Source organism: Janthinobacterium silvisoli (assembly GCF_014200725.1).
Lineage (GTDB): Bacteria > Pseudomonadota > Gammaproteobacteria > Burkholderiales > Burkholderiaceae_D > Janthinobacterium.
In genome coordinates, this window is sequence record NZ_JACHCL010000001.1 from 475,560 (window position 1) to 493,478 (window position 17,919).

Consider the following 17,919-nt stretch of genomic DNA (forward strand, 5'->3'; position numbering starts at 1 on the left):
CGACTCTTGCCGCAAGTCAGCATAAAATACGCCAGTCGAAAGTACAATACCGTAGAACTACCGGCGCCGTGCCGACTATCCACCTGTGAGAGTGACGTACATCAGATGATGAATGTGAATGCAGCGCCAGCAGCCATCGATTATGAAAGCATCTTCCTGCACGCGCCGGTCGGCATGTGCATGTCGGAGCAACGCATCATTCGCAGCTGCAACGAGGCGCTGGCCGCCATGTTCGGTTATGCACGTGCCGAACTGGTGGGCCAGTCGTTCCAGGTACTCTACCCTACGCTCGATGAATTCCTGCGCACGGGTGACCGCATCATCCCCATCATGAACGCCAAGGGGCGCTATTCGGATGAGCGCATCATGCGCCGCAGCAACGATGAGTTATTCTGGTGCCATGTGACGGGCCACGCCATGCTGCCCACGGACCCGCTGGGGCCAGGCATCTGGACCTTCGAGGATGTCAGCGAAAAGCGGCCGGTGACGGCCGAACTGACGCCGCGCGAGCGTGAAATCGCCGCGCTGCTGGTGGAAGGCAAGACCAGCAAGCTGATCGCCCGCCAGATCGACCTCAGCCCCCGCACGGTGGAAATGCACCGCGCCAGGCTGATGCGCAAATTTTCTGCCGCCACCTCGTCGGAACTGGTGCACAAGCTGGCGGGAGTGCAACTGTAAAGTGTAGCCTTAGAAGGTGCTCATGCCGCCATCGGCGGAGATAATCGCGCCATTGATAAAGTGCGAATCCTCGCCTGCCAGCAATAACAACAGGCCATCGAGGTCTTCCGGCTTGCCCGGGCGTTTATTGGGCAACATCTCGATCAGCTTCTTGCCTTGCTCGGTAGCAAAGTAGTCTTCATTGATTTCGGTCGAGATATACCCGGGGCAAATGGCGTTGGTGTTGATGCCATACTTGCCCCACTCCACCGCCATGGCGCGCGTCATGTGCACCATGCCGGCCTTGCTCATGCAATACACGCCGATTTGCGGCAACACTTGCAAGCCCGCCATCGAGGCGATATTGATGATGCGGTGCTGTTTTTTCGGGTCGCCCTTGGCGCGCGCGATCATGCGCTTGGCCGTTTGCTGGGCCACGAAGAACGATCCGCGCAGATTGGTGTCCATCACAAAGGAGTAATCCTCGGGCGTGACGTCCACCAGGCGCTGGGTAGTCGAAACGCCAGAATTATTCACCAGGATATCGATCGGGCCCGCTTCCGTTTCCGCGTGCGCAATGGCTGACTTGATGCTGGCGTAATCGGTCACGTCCAGCGACACCACGTGCGCGGCGCCGCCATCGGCTTCGATCTCGGCGCGCAATTCCTTCAGGCGCTCGGTGCGGCGCGACGCCAGCACGACCTGGGCGCCCGCCTGCGCCAGCACTTTTGCAAAACGCGCACCGAGGCCGCTCGATGCACCGGTAATCAGGGCGATCTTGCCCTCGAAGTTGACTTCTATGCCCACGAGCTACTCCTGTTTTGTTTTAGATAACACCCTGCACGCTGTCCATGGAAAACGGCCAGAAACCGGCAGACCACAGCTGGGCATGAGTAAACGCCATCATTACACAAAATGCCCGGATTTAGATTGCGGCGTGGGGCAATGTCACGCAAAATGGCGCCAAAGTTGCAATCCTCGCCAAAAACAAGCACACTCGTGCTTAAATTTCCCACGAAGATGCTCCACTCACTAATTTAGTCACTATAAAACGAGACCATGACACAACCCAATAACTTAGTTGAACAATACGGACCGCGCGAGGCCATGGAATATGACGTCGTCATCGTCGGCGGCGGTCCGGCCGGCCTGGCGGCGGCGATTCGCCTGAAGCAGCTGGCCGCTGAAAAAAATCAGGAAGTATCCGTTTGCGTGCTGGAAAAAGGCGGCGAACTGGGCGCGCACATTTTGTCGGGCGCCATCATGGACCCAAAAGCGCTGACGGAGCTGATCCCGAACTGGAAAGAACTGGGCGCTCCTCTGAACACGCCCGTGACGGAAGACCGCATCCTGTTCCTGACCGAAACCAAGGCCTATAAAACCCCGAATTTTGCCGTTCCGGCCTGCTTTGAAAACCATGGCAACTATATTGTCTCGCTGGGCAATGTGGTGCGCTGGATGGGCCAGCAGGCGGAAAACCTGGGCGTGGAAATCTTCCCGGGCTTCCCTGCCGCTGAAATCCTGTACAACGACGACGGCTCCGTAAAAGGCGTGGCGACCGGCAATATGGGCGTCAAGCGCGATGGTGAACCGGGCCCCGACTTCCAGCTGGGCATGGAATTGCACGCCAAGTACACCCTGTTCGCCGAAGGCGCGCGCGGCCACCTGGGCAAGCAATTGATGGCCAAGTATGACTTGAACGCTGGCAAGGACCCGCAATCGTATGGCATCGGCATCAAGGAATTGTGGGAAATCGACCCTGCCTTGCATCAGCCTGGTCTGGTGATCCACTCGACCGGCTGGCCGCTGGATGCGAAAACCTATGGCGGTTCCTTCCTGTATCACCTGGAAAACAACCAGGTGATGGTCGGCTACGTGGTGGGCCTGGCCTATGAAAACCCGTATCTGTCGCCATACGAAGAATTCCAGCGCTATAAAACGCATCCGGAAATCCGTAAATTCTTTGAAGGCGGCAAACGCGTTTCCTACGGCGCGCGCGCCATCACGGCCGGCGGCCTGCAATCCTTGCCGAAACTGGTATTTGCCGGCGGTGCGCTGGTCGGCTGCGACGCGGGCTTTTTGAACATGAGCCGCATCAAGGGCAGCCACGCCGCCATCAAGAGCGGCATGCTGGCAGCCGAAGCGGCCTTTGGCGCGCTGGGCGAACAGCGCCAGCACGATGAACTGGCCAGCTACCCGGCCGCTTTCGAAAAATCGTGGCTGCATGAAGAACTGCACGTGGCGCGCAACGTCAAGCCATGGCTGTCGAAAGGCTTGTACCTGGGCAGCCTGATGACGGGCATCGACCAGATCATCTTCCGCGGCAAGGCGCCATGGACCTTGCACCACACGCATGGCGACCACGAATGCCTGAAGCCGGCCGCCCAGTCGAAACAGATCGTGTATCCTAAACCGGACGGCAAGCTGACTTTCGACAAGATGTCGTCGGTGTTCATCTCGAACACCAACCACGCAGAAGACCAGCCCATCCACCTGACGTTGAAAAACGCCAGCGTGCCGGTCGACGTCAACCTGGCGACCTATGCGGGCCCGGAAGCGCGCTACTGTCCGGCCGGCGTCTACGAATTCGTGAAAAACGATGACGGCGCCGAACGTTTGCAGATCAATGCGCAGAACTGCGTGCACTGTAAAACCTGCGACATCAAGGACCCCACGCAAAACATCGTCTGGATCACGCCGGAGGGTGGCGGCGGACCGAATTATCCGAATATGTAATTTGCAATATTCTCATAACGCCAGTTGATCTGCACACGGCGCGCCACTTTCCAGTGGCGCGCTGTTTTTTTAGATGCAAAAAAATAATCGACACATCCAGGGCAGCCGTTTGGCCAGTTTCAGCAAGAGCCCTGTCGAGAGGAAACTAGGTATTTTTTAGAATGGCAGTTACAATCTTCACTATCGCTATTGTTTATGCCATAGTGAAGCGATACCGCCAGCAATACATGCACCACCACTCATACGCCGCAAGTACGGTGCACAGATGGATTCATCATGCTCTTTAATCCTGCCACCACGCCCCGCATGAAAACCATCGCTATCATGCAGCCCTATTTTCTGCCCTATCTCGGCTATTTCCAGCTGATTGCTGCAGTGGACAAATTCGTCGTACTCGATGATGTCAATTACATCAGGGGGGGCTGGATCAACCGTAACCGCATGTTGATGAATGGGGTGCCTCATTTATTTACCGTGCCTTTGCGCGGCGCCAGCCAAAACCGCCGTATCTGCGATCTCGCCGTGATGGAGGAAAACGGGTGGCGCGACAAGCTGTTACGTTCAATCAACCAAGCATATGGCCGGGCGCCATACTACACACAAGTCATCGCTCTGCTGGAAGCCATGCTGCATTTTCCAAATCTGCAGCTAGACCAATTCTTGCTTAACAGCTTACAGCAGACCATACAATACATTGGCCTCAATACAGAGCTAGCGCCTACGTCGCGCGCCTATGGCAACGCAGAACTACCTGGCGAACGGCGCATCATCGACATCTGCGTGCGCGAAGGCGCCACCAACTATATCAATCCTATTGGTGGCACCGGTTTGTATAGCCATGAAGACTTTCGACAACACGGCATTGCACTACACTTTCTGAAAAGCCGGTCGAGCAGCTATAACCAAGGCAAACACCCGCATACTGCCGGGCTATCGATCATCGATGTGATGATGCACAATGCACCAGCAACAATCGGGCAATTACTCATAGAAAAAGACTTGATATAAAGCTTATGCATGCCCCTATCATCAGTTATCGCGTTAACACAACGGATCAAAAGGCCATAGAAACGCACTTACGTACTTGTGACACGAAATTCATGTTTTTGCCCGACAATCTTGATAGCCTCCATACCTATGCAGCAAAACTTGGCTCCCATGCACTACGCTGCGAAGCGTGGGTTGCTCAAAAGCTCGTTGGCCTGATTGCAATATACTGCAATGACCATGGCACACGCACAGCTTTCATTAGCAATGTCAGCGTATTGCCAGACTGGTACAACCGCGGCATTGCCACACAATTGCTGGCAAGGGCAATTGAGGAAGCGCGCCTGGCTGGCATGCATGAAATCAGACTCGAAGTCGATCAAGACAATGCCAGCGCCATCGGCCTGTACTGCAAAGCGGGCTTTGGCAAGGTTTCAGGGACGGCACAGTCCATCTTCATGCAGCGTTGCATACGTATCTAGGCGGCCTTGCAAAAATCATCGAAAATATTCCGTAAGGAAATTTTTCAACAGTTACAATCCTCGTTAGCCAGTCTATCTTCCTATGTTCATTGATTCCGCCCATATGCCCGCGCATTAATTTTGATCTTTGAAAAAACTGCCTGGCAACAGGGCCAAGCAGTAATTTCCACCCTTTAGCCACTGCCTTCATCGTAAAGAGAATTCATGAACCAGCCATTCAGCATGGGCAAACCCATTCTTATTTTTCCGGCAGGAATGCCGCGCTCGCTTGAGTATCTGGAGCAATGCCAACGCAACGGACAAGCGGTCATCGGCTCTTCTTCCCTGGCGTACGACGTGGCGAAATCCCGCTATCCAAGCTGGGAATATTTACCCTACATCACTGACCCTGGATTCAACAGCGCCCTGGCCGAACTTATCGCCCAGCACGGCATTACAGGCATCTACACACCCAATCCGGTCGCCTGGAGCTACCTGAACAAAGTGCTGAAGATAGTGGCGCCGCATGTACCCCTAATCAATCCATGGCCGGTGCAAGAGGAGCTGAGCGGCTACCGTGCCGCCATCAAACGCAGCCAGCAACAGGCGCACACATTGGCCCTGGCATCTGCCACACCGCCAAAGCAGGCCGTATCGGCCATGGAGCTGGCTTCGCTCTTTCGGCATGCCAACATTATTCCTGGCATGTGCGACGATGAAAAAATTAGCGCCCTATGCGAAATCGCACGCCATAGCGTGAAAGGAGATGTGGTTGAAATCGGCAGTGCCTACGGCAAGTCCGCTTTCGTGCTGGCTCGTCTTGCGCAGCTGTACGGCATCGGCAAGCTGCTATGCGTTGATCCATGGAAAAGCGAATACCTGGTACAAAATGACGCCGCTGGCCTGGTCGATGACTCGATACAGTATTTCGACCTCGACGAAACCTTAAGGGTCTTCGAGATGAGTTTATTACCCTATAGCAAGGGCGATATCAACTACCTGCGCCTGCCATCGACCGAGGCGGCACAGCATTATGCTGTCAGACGCGAGGTGGTCACGCCTACCTTCGGCAGTACCACTTATTGTGGCAAGATCGCCTTGCTGCACATAGACGGCAACCACAGCTACGAAGCGGCACGCGACGATGTCCAGTCATGGATAGGCCATCTGGCCTCTGGCGGCTGGATCATCATCGACGACTATGTCTGGCCTTATGGCGACGGCCCACAGCGGGTAGGCGATGAACTGCTGTCCTCGCATCATGACCGCATCAATTCAGCATTTGTGATGGGCACGGCCCTATTCGTTCAACTGGATTGAACAATCGCCACTACGCCCGTAGTGGCGAAGCGTGCCCATCGAGCAAAGCACACGAGCGTAACGCCTGCTGCCCGCGACAACGGGCAAGAATGGAAAACACCGTGTGCAGCGCTGCATCACAAGAGCGGGATAACACGCGCGTCACTTTGCTGATTGGCAAATAAAAATTCCATGCAGAAACTCTCCACTGGGATGTCAAGCAGTTACAATTGCCTCTGGCATATCCTCCCTACACGTCCATGAGCACCCAAACCCCTGAAGCAGTAAATCTCGACGCTGAACTGCAGCGCGCTATCGAACATCATCAGGCGGGGCGCCATGCGGAGGCGGAAGCGCTATATCTGGCGATAGTCCAGGCACAGCCCTACCACGCGATTGCCAACCACAATGTCGGCCTGCTGGCAGGACAGCTGGGTTTCCATGATGCCGCCCTGCCGTATTTGCGCACTGCGCTATCGGTCAATCCGGACGAAGGCCAGTTCTGGCTTTCCTATGCAAATGGTTTGCTGTCGGCACAACAAGCCCTGGAGGGCCTGGAAATCATTGAAAGCGCCATCCAGCGCGGACTCGACAACGCAGAATCACAGGCCTTGCTCACGCGCGCCAGGGCGGCAGTCGCGCAGTTGCCGCAGATACCTACAACAGAAGAAAAGCAGCATATCGTCGCGCTGTATCAGGCAGGCCGGTACGCCGAAATGGAAAACGCCACGCACGCCCTGCTCGCCAGCTATCCCGAATCCGATTTTGCGTGGAGCGTTCTGGGCACTGCCTTGCAGTTGCAGGGCAAAGACGCCTTGTCTGCCTTGCAGAAAACCGTGGAACTTACCCCCTACGATGCGCAGGCGCATGGCAATCTGGGCAACGCGTGGCAAGCCGCAGGACAATACGGGCAAGCCATGGACTGCTATTTGCGGGCACTGGAAATCGAACCGGACTTCGCCGAAGCACATGGCAACCTGGGCAGCGCACTGGTGGCACAGGGGCGGCTGAGCGAAGCGATCCACGCGTATGGCCGGGCTCTGGCCATCAATCCTGCTTATGCCATGGCCCATTTCAATCTGGGCAATACCCTCAAGTCTGCCGGTGACTTCGAGGGCGCTGCCACCAGTTATCGCCATGCGCTGGCGATCATGCCGGATGACGCCGAATTGCATGCTAACCTTGGCCATGCCTTGCAGGCACTCGAACAGCTCGATGCAGCGTTGGCCAGCCATGAAATGGCGGTCCGGCTCGACGGCGCCAAGGCTGCGTTCCAGAACAATCTGGGCTTATGCCTGAAGGCACTGAAGCGGCCGCAAGATGCACTCGATGCCTTCCAGCGCGCACACGCGATAGAACCGCAAAACCTCGATGTACTCACCAATCTCGGCAGCGCACTATTTACTCTCGGCCATAAGACGGAAGCACTGGAAACCTATCAGGCCCTGCTGGAACTTGATGCAGACAATGCCGCCAGCCACAATAATCTGGGCCTGATACTGCGCGGCATGGAGCGGCTCGACGACGCCATTGGCGCGCACCGCAAGGCGCTGGCCCTCGACACTTCCTGCAGCAAGACCCTGCAATATCTGGCCGAGGCATTGGCTGCCGCGCGCGACTTTGACGGCGCAGCCAACTGTCTGCGGCAGGCAATTGTATTGCAGCCAGAGTCAGCCGACTTGCACAACCGGCTAGGCATCGTCCTGCAACAGGCCAAATGCTACGACGAAGCACTGCTCGCCTATGGCAAGGCACTGGAACTTGAACCCGAACTGGCCATTACACATAATAATATCGGCAGCCTTCACCATGAACAGAAACATTGCGAAGTAGCGCTAAAGCATTTCCGCCAGGCGATCGCGCTCGATCCAGGCTTTGCAGCAGCCTACATAGGCATGGGCCTCACCTATCGCCTGCTGCACGACTACAATGCAGCCATTGCCGCTTTCAGGTCAGCGACAAGATACGACAGTGATAATCTTGCGGCCTATGTCAACCTTAGCACCACGCTGTGCGACAACGGCCAGTTGCAGGATGCCGTTGCCAGTTGCAGAGCCGCATTGAGCATCGACCCGCACTGCGCAAGCGTGTACAGCAATCTGCTGTTCTGCCTCACGCACATGGGTTCTTCCGATCCTGCAAGCCTGTTTGCGGAACACCAGAAATTCGCCGATACTTTTGAGGTCCCGCTGCGCGCGAGCTGGCCGCAGCACCAGAACGATCCAGATCCGGAACGCATCCTGAACGTCGGCTTTGTTTCGGCCGATTTCAACAACCACGCAGTGGCCAATTTCATCCTGCCCATCTTGCTCAATCTGGTCCAGTCGAAGCGTGTGGTACTGCATGCTTATTACACCAGCCTGCTGCGCGACGAACAAAGCAAGAGCTTTGAAGCATTATTCCCTCATTGGCATGCCGTTCACCATCTCAGCGATGCAGCCCTCGCTGCGCAGATCGAGAGCGATGGCATGGATATATTGATCGATCTGTCTGGCCATACGGGCGGCAACCGCTTGCTGGCCTTCGCCCGCAAGCCCGCGCCCGTACAGGCGAGCTGGATAGGGTATCCTGGCACCACCAGCCTGCAAGCCATGGATTATTTCCTGTGCGACCGTTTTTACTTGCCTCCCGGCGCGATGGAAGAGCAGTTCAGCGAAGCCATCGCCTACCTGCCTGCAGCCGCGCCCTTCCTGCCATCGGCGCAGTCGCCGGCAGTCAATACCTTGCCCGCACTGCAGAATGGTTACATCACCTTCGGCAGCTTCAACCGCCCGAGCAAACTGAGCCGTGAAGTCATTGCCAACTGGGCCAGACTGTTGCGCGCCCTGCCAGATTCGCGCATGCTGATGGCCGCCATGCCAAACAACAGCAGCTACGAGACCTACATCGAATGGTTCGCCAGCGAAGGCGTGGCACGCGAACGCATCGACTTTTATCCGCGCACCACGACGGCAGCATACCTGGCGCTGCATCACAAGGTTGACCTGTGCCTCGATACCTTCCCGTACACAGGCGGCACCACCACCCTGCATGCTCTATGGATGGGCGTACCCACACTGACCATTCCCGGCAATACCTTGCCAGGACGCGTCAGCGCTTGCGCCCTGAGCCATATGGGCCTGACAGCATTCGTCGCCCAGGACATCGATGATTTCCTGGCCAAGGGAGTCTATATCGCCAACGACATTGCCTTGCTATCCGATATACGGAGCAATTTGCGACAGCTCGTCAGTAACTCGCCCATGGGCCGCCCGGATATCATCGCAGCAGGCTTCGAAGGCGCCATACGCACGATGTGGCGCCGCTGGGTTGCCGGCCAGGCCGCAAGCTCGTTTGAGGCGCCACTTGAGATAACGCAAACCCAGGAGCACGCATGAAAGCAGTGAGTGGCGATGCCCCCATCTATGTCACCCAGCCCAGCTTGCCAGCGCTGGAAGAGTTCCTGCCTTATCTGCAGCAAATCTGGGAAAACAAGACCCTGACCAACTGCGGCCCCTTCCACCAGCAACTGGAACAGGCTCTGGCAGAGTATCTGGGCGTAAAATATATCTCCCTGTTTGCCAATGGCACCCTGGCGCTGATGACGGCCCTGCAATCATTGCGCATCAAGGGCGAAGTCATCACCACGCCCTATTCTTTTGTTGCCACGGCTCACTCATTAATGTGGAATGAGATCCAGCCCATTTTCGTCGATATTGAACCGGGCAGCTTCAATATGGATCCGGCCCGGATCGAGGCGGCCATCACTCCCAGGACCACTGCCATCATGCCCGTGCACTGTTATGGACGGCCATGCAATGTAGAACAAATCGAGGAAATCGCCAGTAACTATGGCTTGAAAGTCATCTATGACGCCGCACACGCCTTTGGCGTGCAGCACCGCGGCAGCAGCGTGCTCAATCATGGCGACCTGTCCGTGCTCAGCTTCCATGCTACAAAGGTATTCAATACCTTTGAAGGCGGCGCCATCATTTCGGCAAGCGCCAAGGCAAAACGCCATATCGACAACCTGAAGAACTTTGGTTTTGTAGACGAAGTGACGGTAACGACGCCTGGCATCAATGGGAAAATGAACGAGGTCAGTGCGGCATTCGGCTTGCTGCAACTGAAAGGCATAGACGCTGCATTGCATAAACGCGCATTGATTGACAGGCAATACCGCGATGGCCTGGCAGCAACGGACGGCATTCTGTGCCCGGACCTGCCGAACGACACCAAGTTCAATTTTGCCTACTTCCCCATCCTGGTGCAAGCCGCTTATCCACTCAGCCGCGATGCCCTGTTCCAGACTTTGCGCGATGCAGGCATCTACGCACGCCGCTATTTCTACCCCCTGATCAGCGACTTCCCCATGTATCGCCACATCCCCTCGGCATCGCGCACCAATCTGCCGCATGCCACCGCCATGGCGGCACAGGTGATTTGCCTGCCGCTTTACCCCGATTTGCCCTTTGAGCAAGTCGAACGCATCATCGATATCATCCGCGCAGGCGCGTATTCAAATGGCCTGGGCACGGTATTTTCCATCAGCGCATAAAAATTTCCATAAAGCATTTAATAAGCGCCCCAGAACGGTCGTCTTGTACTCAGTGAGAGCGCAAATTCGCAGCTCCCGACCGACTTTACCTTATTAGGAGTTTCACCCATGCTGAGTTTACACACCAACAACGCGTCGCTGTCCGCACAAAACTCGATCGCTAAAACCCAAGCTTCCCTGTCGACCTCGATGACGCGCCTGAGCACCGGTTTCCGCATCAACTCGGCAATGGATGACGCTGCTGGCCTGCAAATCGCAACCCGTCTGAAAGCTCAAACCAGCGGCATGACCGTTGCGATGAACAATACCCAAAACAGCACCTCGCTGCTGCAAACGGCAATGGGCGCGTTTGGTGAAGTGACCAACATGCTGGTCCGCATGAAAGACTTGGCTACCCAGGCAGCCGATGCTTCGTCCAGCGCCGACGACAAAACCGCAATGCAATCGGAATTCGATGCACTGGGTCTGGAACTGAAAAACGTCATGAAGAACACCAGCTTCGGCGGCACCACGCTGCTGGGCGACGGTGCTACCGCAACTTCCGGCACACTGTCGTCAGCGATGACTTTCCAGATCGGCGCCAGCTCGACTGAAACCATGAGCCTGAATGCAACGACCAACCTGGCTGCCCTGAACACGGCTCTGAACAGCGCCAGCGCAAACTTCGCAGCTACCGGCGCCGCCACCGCCGGCGCCGAACTGACGGCAACCGGCGGCGCCACGACCGCTATCGCCAACCTGACCACCGCGATCAGCGCTGTTGGCACCGTCAACTCGCAACTGGGTGCTGCTGCCAACCGTCTGGACCACATCAACAACAACTTGTCGAACATTTCGACCAACACCAAAGCCGCTACCGGCCGCATCATGGACACCGACTACGCGACCGAGAGCTCGAACATGACCTCGTCGCAAATGCTGCTGCAAGCTGGTACCGCGATGCTGAAACAATCGAACAGCATGTCGCAAATGGTTATGTCCCTGTTGCAATAATCATTGCTTGCCTGGCTGCTTGCAGCCAGTCATCAAAAAGCCAGACTACGGTCTGGCTTTTTTTTCGCCTGCATCTTGATTGAATTATATTGCCGTACCATTTAACGATGTTCTTCACCTAGTCGCTTATACAAGATAGAACAAACCCTACCGGAAGCGCCAAGTGCTGAGCCTCTACACCAATATCGCCGCACTGTACGCACAAAACGCCGCAGCCCGCGCGCAAGCCATGCTGTCGACATCAATGACGCGCCTGGCCACGGGCTTTCGCATCAATTCGGCGATGGATGACGCAGCCGGCCTGCAGATCGCCACGCGCCTGCGGGCCCAGGCCAGCGGCATGCAGGTGGCCATGCGCAATACGCAAAACAGCACCTCGATGCTGCAGACGGCCGAAGGCGCGTTTGGCGAAGTCACCAGCATGCTGATGCGCATGAAAGACCTGGCCACGCAGGCAGCCGATGCTTCGTCCAACCAGCAAGACCGCGACGCCATGCAAGGCGAATACGATGCGCTGGGCGCGGAGCTGTATAACATCATGCGCAACACCAGCTTTGGCGGCAGCAAGCTGCTGGGCAATGGCAACGCCGGCACGGGCACCCTGTCGGCCGCGATGGTCTTCCAGATCGGCGCGTCGGGCAGCGAAACCATGGGCTTCGATGTATCTGGCAAGATGGCCACGCTGGACACGGCACTGCAAAGCCTGTCCGCCCACTTCGCCGCCACGGCGGCGGCCGGCAACGAGATCAGCAGCAATGGCGGCGCGAATGGCATGATCGATCTGCTGGCCGACGCGATCAATCAAGTCGCTGGCGTGCGCTCGGCACTGGGCGCGGCTGGCAGCCGTCTCGATCACGTCAACAATAATTTGGGTAATATGGTGACCAACACCAGAATCGCGATAGGCCGCATCATGGATGTCGATTACGCCGCCGAAAGCGCAAACATGACCTCGGCGCAAATGCTGTTGCAGGCCAGCACGGCCATGATCAAGCAAAGCCAGGGCATGGCGAAACTGATCCTGTCGCTGCTGCAGCCATGATGGCGGTCAAACGCCTGTTTTTTAAATACTTTTATGTGAAAGCAGTGGCATGGCGATAGACCGTATTTCGGCAGGCAATGCCCTGCCCCTGATCACGCAGCGTCTCGATGTCAGCATGGCTACGCCGATGACGCCAGGCGTGGTGCAGCCGCTGGTGCCCGTCGGCCCGTATATGGCGCCTGCGCCCGATGCGGGCACCCTGCCCGCGCAATTACAGCAAGGACAAGACGGCCTGGCTGCCCTGATCAAGCCCAACGCCGATGGCAGCGGCGCCACCGCGCGCGACAGCAGCGCCATGCAAGTCAATCAACTGTTCTTTACGCGCCAGCTGGTGTGGCAGCCGCCCGATCCGGCGCAACTGGCCGCGTCCTGGCGCGTGATGGTGAAAACCTATGGCGAACAATATGCCGTGTTGCAAGAACAGGCGCGCGGCCAGCATGTGCCCGGCAACCTGTTCATGGCGGAACAGCAGCCAGCCCTGCTGCGCGAAGGCCCGCGCCCTCCATTGCTGCTCGATAGCGAAGCGTGGCGTTTTGCCGTCTACGGCTGGGGCGGACAGCGGCTGATGCTGCGCGTGCTGGCCAGCGATGAAGACGAAGAACACGCCCCGCCCCGGCGCCGCGCCAAGGTCGCCTTGCGCGTGGAATTGATGATAGCCCGCATAGGCCGCGTGCTGATCCAGATGGAACCGGTGGGTGACGGCGTGCTGCTGGAACTGGCCGCCGAAGAAGAAGCGGCCATGCGCCATCTGCGCCGGGCCTTGCCCGGGATCGCCGAAGCCATACGGCACGCCGGCCTGCACGTGGTGCGCTGCCGCCTGAACCGCCAGCTGCATGCGCAACGCGTGCACGGCAACTTCCCCATGCAGGCGGCAGCCGCCTCCCTATCGCTGCCGCTGTTCCGCGCCATGGCCGAAGTGGCGCTGCTGCTGACCCAGCCTGAGGCAGAAACAGCAGCGCAAGCCGACGAGCCTGCCCCTTCCCCAACACCTGAGCCAGTAATCGCCGCCTCGAAAGAAGTGGCGGCGCCGCTCGGTTATGACTACGGCGATGAGGAAGATACCGCGGCACCAGACGAAGAGTTCCTGCTGCTGGCCGGATCACCAGTGGAAGATTTGCTGCCGCCAATAGACGAACAGGATTGATCCAATAAAAAACCGGCGCATGCGCCGGTTTTTTTTGTTTACCCTACTGTTCCGATAATACTGACCTCACGGTTCTCGGGGATTTCGTTATATGACAGCACGTGCAAGCCCGGCGCAAACAGGCGGGCGTAGCGGGCCAGCAGCGGACGGATCTGCGGCAGCACCAGCAGCAAAGGCGGCGTGCCCTGCTGCTTCATCTGTTCGCGCGCCACCGGCATGTTGACTTGCAGCTGCGACAACAGATGCGGATCGATCGGGTAATTGTCCAGCGTGACCTTGCCTGCCTGGCGCGCCTGGTTCAAGGAACCGAGCAACATGTTTTCCAAATCCCCGCCCAGGTTAAACGCCTGCATTTCCATCTTTTGGCCGAACAGGCCAGTGACGATCTGGCGCCGCAAGGCGCAGCGCACTTCGGCCGCCAGCAAAATCGGGTCCTTGGTCGTCTCGGCACTGTCGACCAGGGTGGTGGCGATCGGCACGATATCTTTCAGCGACACGTTTTCCGTCAGCAACACACGGAATACGCGCAGCAGCTGCGTATGCGTGAGCGCCTTGTCCAGGGTGGACGCCAGCTTGGGCGACAGCGCAGTCAGGCGCTCCATCATGGCCGACACGTCTTCGTGGCGGAACAGTTCAGGCAAATACTCGCGCACCATCTTCGACAAATGCGTGGCGATCACGCTCGGCGCCTCGATCACCTGGTAGCCCAGGCCCAGCGCATGGGCTTTGGCGGCCGGCTCGATCCAGGTGACAGGCATGCCGTACGCAGGTTCGATGCCGGGGATGCCATCGAGTTGTCCATACACATTTGGCGACGGTATCGCCATCAGCCGGTCGGCCTGCACTTCGGCCTGGGCCACCACCGTGCCCGACAGCACGATCGAGTACTGCGAGGGTTTCAGTCCCAGGTCGTCGCGCACGCCGATCGCCGGCAACAGCAAGCCCATCGCTTCAGACAGGCTCTGGCGCACACCGCGCACGCGCTTGTTCAATGGTTCGCCTTGCGTTTTATCGACCATGCCCACCAGCTTGTAACCGAGCATCACCATCAAAGGCTGCACGGCCGGCAGTTGCTGCCACTCCATCTCGGCCGGACGGTCGTCGCGCAAGGCTGCCTCGATGGCGGCCAGGCCCGCCGGGTCCGGCTTCTTCACGCGCTGTGTCAAACGCCAGGCGACAAAGGCCAGCACGGCGGCGAACGTCATGAACATGAACCACGGCATGCCCGGGATCAGGGCCAGCGCCACCATCATGCCGGACGCGCTGAAAATCACGGTTGGCGAGGTCAATACCTGGCCTGCCACCTGTTGTTCGAAGTCGCCCGAATCGCTGATACGGGTCACCAGGATAGCGGCCGCGGCCGACAGCAGCAGCGCCGGGATTTGCGCTACCAGGCCATCACCGATGGTCAGCAGTGCGTACTGGCGGAAGGCGTCGCCGAACGACAGGTCGTGCATCAGCGAGCCGATGGCCACGCCGCCCACCATATTGATGATCAGAATCAGGATACTGGCGACGGCGTCGCCGCGCACGAATTTGGAGGCGCCGTCCATGGCGCCATAAAAGTCCGCTTCGGCGGCCACGTCCTTGCGGCGGATCTGGGCTTTTTCCTGGTTGATCAGGCCGGCGTTCAAGTCGGCGTCAATCGCCATCTGTTTACCGGGCAAGGCATCCAGGGTGAAGCGCGCGGATACTTCCGAAATACGCTCGGCACCCTTGGTCACCACGGCAAAGTTGATGATCATCAAGATCACGAAGACCACGATACCGACCACGAAGTTGCCGCCGATCACCACATTACCGAAGGCCTCGATCACCTTACCGGCCGCATCCGCTCCCGTATGGCCATGCAGCAGCACCACGCGCGTGGACGCCACGTTCAGGGTCAGCCTGAGCATGGTGGTGGCCAGGATCACCGTCGGGAATACCGAGAAGTCCAGCGGCCGCTTGGCCGAGACGCTGACCAGGATGACGATCAGTGCCAGCACGATATTGAAAGTGAACAAGATATCGAGCAGCACCGGCGGCAGCGGCAAGATGATCATGGCCAGTATCACCAGCAGGAACAGCGGCGTGGCGAACTTGTGGCGGCGCATTTCAGCAACCACGCGGTTCAGGAAATTCATGTCGGTACAACCTCGCTCAGATGAGATGGCACAAGCACCTCGGTTGGAAATGGGGGCTGGGCAGTACGCTGCCCAGAACGGAATGCCTTCAGCTGCAAGATATAGTTCAGCACTTGCGACACAGCCTGGTATAGCGGTACGGGAATCTGCTGCTGCACCTGGCTGGTGTTATAAATGGCGCGCGCCAGCGGCGGCAATTCCAAAGTCTCGATACCGTGCTCCTTCGCCACCTGCTTGATATACAGCGCCATTTCATCGACGCCCTTGGCGACCACGAACGGCGCCTCGGCGCGATCCTGGTCATACTTGAGCGCAACGGCGTAATGCTCGGGATTGACGATCACCACGTCGGCGCCAGGAACGGTTTTACGGACGCTGCGCCGGCCTATCTGCTGCTGCAGCTGGCGGATGCGCTGGCGCACTTCAGGCCGCCCTTCGCTGCTCTTGTGTTCTTCCTTCACATCCTTCTTGCTCATGCGCTGGTTGCGGGCAAAGAAAAACGCCTGCGCGGGCACGTCGATAATGGCGAACAGGACAAACACGAAAATCAGCGCCATCAAACTGTCGAGCATCAGGCTGGAACCATCGAGCATGGCTTGCTGCAAGGGTCTATGCTGCAAATCGACATACTGCGACAGGCTGGAGCGGCTGACATGCACCAGCACCATACACAGCACCACCGCCTTGGCGATGGAAATCAGGAATTCGAAACCATGCTTGGGCGTAATGAGCCGTCCCAGGTTCTTGGCCGGACTCATGCGTTCCAGCTTGGGCATCCAGTTTTTGGTGCTGATGACCCAGCCACCGGGAATCAGCGAGCCCAGCACGACAAACAGCGGCACGCAAAACAGCGGCACGATCATCTTGATCAACAGCCCTACCGACGTGGTAAACGCCATCGACATGGCATTGTCGAGCGCGCCGACACTATCGAGCGGCATGAAGGACATGGCAAACAATTCCCGGAACGTTTCGAGATAACCGGGCAACAGATAGACGAACAGCTTCATGCTGATCAAAATGCCCAGCGCCGTCGACAGGTCGCGCGACCGCACCACCTGCCCTTCTTCGCGCGACTTCTTGAGCTTCTGCTGTGACGCCTTTTCGGTTTTATCGCCCGTGCTGCTATCCGCCATGGGCCACCCGCATCTGTTCGGTGATCATTTCCAGCACCCGGTTGGTCATGGCGATATAGTGTTCCGGTATGAATTTCACGATCTGTGTCAGCATCAGCAGGCCAAACATGGTGATCATGGAAAAACCCAGCGAAAACAGGTTCAGCGACGGCGCCACGCGGTTGAGGAAACCAAAACCCAGCTGCACCACCATGGTGGAAAACACGATCGGCAAGGCCAGCAGCATCGCGGCCGAAAAAATCCAGGCCACGTTATAGGCCACCGTTTGCAGCAGCAGCGGGCCATACCCCTGCCCCACCGGCCAGGCCTTGAAGCTGGCGCCGATCACACCAGTCAGCACCAGGTGGCCATCGACGGCAAAGAAGACGATCATGCACATGATGCTGAGCAAACCGGAAATCACGTCCGACGAAGTACCGTTGAGCGGATCATTCATGATGGCCATGGAAAAACCAACCTGGCTCGATATCATATAGCCGAGTACCGACATCACGGACATGGCAAAGTGAAACGCCAGTCCCAGGATGAAGCCGATCACGGCCTGCTCCAAGGTGGCGACGACGGCATACAGCGAAAACGGATCGATCTTCAGCAACTCCTGCGAGGCGCCCGACGCCTGCATCACGGGCAGCATCAAAATCGCCAGTATCAGCGACAGCAGCACGCGCACCGGCGTCGGCACCATCGCATCACCGATGACCGGCGAGGCGCTGAGCATGGCGAGGATGCGGCAAAACGGCCACCACACGGCCAGCAGAAACGGCAGTACCTGATTGAAAATCTGATCCATGGCGCGCTGCG

At 57.8% G+C, this 17,919-nt stretch carries 14 protein-coding genes; 10 read left to right on the forward strand and 4 right to left on the reverse strand.

The features are described from left to right. Positions 1–105 precede the first annotated feature (105 nt). Entirely contained in the window at positions 106–678 is a 573-nt protein-coding gene (locus HDE75_RS02050) for a LuxR C-terminal-related transcriptional regulator (RefSeq protein ID WP_409254899.1), read from the forward strand. A 9-nt stretch (positions 679–687) separates the two neighbouring features. Here the strand turns inward: HDE75_RS02050 and HDE75_RS02055 are convergent, their stop codons facing one another. After that, positions 688–1,464 (reverse strand): SDR family oxidoreductase, encoded by a 777-nt coding sequence (locus tag HDE75_RS02055; protein ID WP_183676457.1) that lies wholly within the window; start codon positions 1,462–1,464, stop codon positions 688–690. A 252-nt stretch (positions 1,465–1,716) separates the two neighbouring features. Between HDE75_RS02055 and HDE75_RS02060 the strand changes: the two genes are divergently transcribed. The 9 genes from HDE75_RS02060 (at position 1,717) to HDE75_RS02100 (ending at position 13,856) form a co-directional block, all read left to right on the forward strand. Next, a complete protein-coding gene (locus tag HDE75_RS02060; RefSeq protein WP_183676456.1) occupies positions 1,717–3,393 on the forward strand; it encodes an electron transfer flavoprotein-ubiquinone oxidoreductase in 1,677 nt (558 codons plus the stop codon). Positions 3,394–3,669: 276 nt separating this feature from the next. After that, positions 3,670–4,401 (forward strand): WbqC family protein, encoded by a 732-nt coding sequence (locus HDE75_RS02065; RefSeq protein WP_221291740.1) that lies wholly within the window; start codon positions 3,670–3,672, stop codon positions 4,399–4,401. 92 nt (positions 4,402–4,493) lie between these two features. Beyond that, complete coding sequence (locus HDE75_RS02070; RefSeq protein WP_183676455.1) at positions 4,494–4,862, forward strand: GNAT family N-acetyltransferase; 369 nt, start codon at positions 4,494–4,496, stop codon at positions 4,860–4,862. A 204-nt stretch (positions 4,863–5,066) separates the two neighbouring features. Continuing rightward, entirely contained in the window at positions 5,067–6,161 is a 1,095-nt protein-coding gene (locus tag HDE75_RS02075; protein ID WP_183676454.1) for a class I SAM-dependent methyltransferase, read from the forward strand. Between the two features lie 239 nt (positions 6,162–6,400). Further along, complete coding sequence (locus HDE75_RS02080) at positions 6,401–9,517, forward strand: tetratricopeptide repeat protein (RefSeq protein ID WP_183676453.1); 3,117 nt, start codon at positions 6,401–6,403, stop codon at positions 9,515–9,517. Further along, the gene (locus tag HDE75_RS02085; protein WP_183676452.1) at positions 9,514–10,677 is read left to right on the forward strand and encodes a DegT/DnrJ/EryC1/StrS family aminotransferase; all 1,164 of its coding nucleotides are present in this window, start codon (positions 9,514–9,516) and stop codon (positions 10,675–10,677) included. Before HDE75_RS02080 ends, HDE75_RS02085 begins: the two co-directional genes overlap by 4 nt. A 108-nt stretch (positions 10,678–10,785) precedes the next feature. Beyond that, complete coding sequence (locus HDE75_RS02090) at positions 10,786–11,670, forward strand: flagellin N-terminal helical domain-containing protein (RefSeq protein ID WP_183676451.1); 885 nt, start codon at positions 10,786–10,788, stop codon at positions 11,668–11,670. A gap of 163 nt (positions 11,671–11,833) precedes the next feature. Continuing rightward, positions 11,834–12,712 (forward strand): flagellin N-terminal helical domain-containing protein, encoded by an 879-nt coding sequence (locus tag HDE75_RS02095; RefSeq protein WP_183676450.1) that lies wholly within the window; start codon positions 11,834–11,836, stop codon positions 12,710–12,712. Positions 12,713–12,761: 49 nt separating this feature from the next. Further along, complete coding sequence (locus HDE75_RS02100; RefSeq protein WP_183676449.1) at positions 12,762–13,856, forward strand: hypothetical protein; 1,095 nt, start codon at positions 12,762–12,764, stop codon at positions 13,854–13,856. A 38-nt stretch (positions 13,857–13,894) separates the two neighbouring features. On the opposite strand, the gene HDE75_RS02105 is transcribed toward HDE75_RS02100, so the two are convergent. Genes HDE75_RS02105 through HDE75_RS02115 form a run of 3 tightly spaced genes read right to left on the reverse strand, consistent with a single transcriptional unit; the run spans position 13,895 to position 17,908 of the window. Beyond that, entirely contained in the window at positions 13,895–15,982 is a 2,088-nt protein-coding gene (locus tag HDE75_RS02105; RefSeq protein WP_183676448.1) for a flagellar biosynthesis protein FlhA, read from the reverse strand. Next, entirely contained in the window at positions 15,979–17,118 is a 1,140-nt protein-coding gene (gene flhB, locus HDE75_RS02110) for a flagellar type III secretion system protein FlhB (RefSeq protein ID WP_183676447.1), read from the reverse strand. Before flhB ends, HDE75_RS02105 begins: the two co-directional genes overlap by 4 nt. Continuing rightward, positions 17,108–17,908 (reverse strand): flagellar biosynthetic protein FliR, encoded by an 801-nt coding sequence (locus HDE75_RS02115; RefSeq protein WP_183676446.1) that lies wholly within the window; start codon positions 17,906–17,908, stop codon positions 17,108–17,110. Before HDE75_RS02115 ends, flhB begins: the two co-directional genes overlap by 11 nt. Positions 17,909–17,919 lie beyond the last annotated feature (11 nt).

Excerpts from the sequence above, each read along its gene's own strand:
- HDE75_RS02115 (WP_183676446.1), bottom strand. The coding sequence starts at position 17,908 with ATGGATCAGATTTTCAATCAGGTACTGCCGTTTCTGCTGGCCGTGTGG.
- HDE75_RS02060 (WP_183676456.1), top strand. The coding sequence starts at position 1,717 with ATGACACAACCCAATAACTTAGTTGAACAATACGGACCGCGCGAGGCC.
- HDE75_RS02075 (WP_183676454.1), top strand. The coding sequence starts at position 5,067 with ATGAACCAGCCATTCAGCATGGGCAAACCCATTCTTATTTTTCCGGCA.
- HDE75_RS02070 (WP_183676455.1), top strand. The coding sequence starts at position 4,494 with ATGTTTTTGCCCGACAATCTTGATAGCCTCCATACCTATGCAGCAAAA.
- flhB (WP_183676447.1), bottom strand. The coding sequence starts at position 17,118 with ATGGCGGATAGCAGCACGGGCGATAAAACCGAAAAGGCGTCACAGCAG.
- HDE75_RS02050 (WP_409254899.1), top strand. The coding sequence starts at position 106 with ATGATGAATGTGAATGCAGCGCCAGCAGCCATCGATTATGAAAGCATC.
- HDE75_RS02105 (WP_183676448.1), bottom strand. The coding sequence starts at position 15,982 with ATGAATTTCCTGAACCGCGTGGTTGCTGAAATGCGCCGCCACAAGTTC.
- HDE75_RS02090 (WP_183676451.1), top strand. The coding sequence starts at position 10,786 with ATGCTGAGTTTACACACCAACAACGCGTCGCTGTCCGCACAAAACTCG.
- HDE75_RS02065 (WP_221291740.1), top strand. The coding sequence starts at position 3,670 with ATGCTCTTTAATCCTGCCACCACGCCCCGCATGAAAACCATCGCTATC.
- HDE75_RS02080 (WP_183676453.1), top strand. The coding sequence starts at position 6,401 with ATGAGCACCCAAACCCCTGAAGCAGTAAATCTCGACGCTGAACTGCAG.
- HDE75_RS02085 (WP_183676452.1), top strand. The coding sequence starts at position 9,514 with ATGAAAGCAGTGAGTGGCGATGCCCCCATCTATGTCACCCAGCCCAGC.
- HDE75_RS02100 (WP_183676449.1), top strand. The coding sequence starts at position 12,762 with ATGGCGATAGACCGTATTTCGGCAGGCAATGCCCTGCCCCTGATCACG.